The organism is Staphylococcus arlettae, assembly GCF_002902345.1.
GTDB classification, from domain to species: Bacteria; Bacillota; Bacilli; order Staphylococcales; family Staphylococcaceae; genus Staphylococcus; species Staphylococcus arlettae.
Window position 1 is genome coordinate 1 of record NZ_PPQB01000020.1, and the last position, 555, is coordinate 555.

At 37.7% G+C, this 555-nt stretch carries 1 protein-coding gene; it reads left to right on the forward strand.

What is annotated here, in order from left to right:
• The coding region (locus tag CD036_RS10145) for a hypothetical protein (RefSeq protein ID WP_103388566.1) at positions 1–463 on the forward strand (463 nt) is incomplete at its 5' end.
• Between the last annotated feature and the right edge of the window lie 92 nt (positions 464–555).

Sequence of the window (555 nt, forward strand, 5' to 3'; positions counted from 1 at the left end):
AAGTATAGAGGAGTGGTTACCAATGAAAATCAAAACTAAGAAACAACTAAACTTACCACAGTTGCTTGAGTGGGCGTGGGATAATCCTAAATCGTCAAGAAATAAACGTTTTGTTAGCGAAAACAAGGAATTTCCATACGTTAATCAATATGTGATTTTTAATGAAGTGGGTTATGCGGAGATAGAAAATAGTTATTGTTATGGACGAAATGACCTTTTCACAGTAGAGGTCGAGGAAGAAATTACTGAAGATACAGAAATTCCTAAGTTAATGACAACATTTGAAAAGACTTGCTTAGAGGGTGGGTTTGGTTATCAACGAGTGAGAATTGATGAAAACTACCCAATTAAACTTATGTTGAATGAAGCAGAGGTACATGGAGAACCAGTGGAAACACTACACGTCGTAAATGATGACGACACACACACTTTAATCTGGCGTGACGGGAGATTGATTGAATGAAACAATTCACAGTTTGGCTAGCAGTCGTGATTGTACTGTCAATAAGCATGTGGTTAATGTGGGCAACTATGTAAAGGAGTGATGGCGAGTGA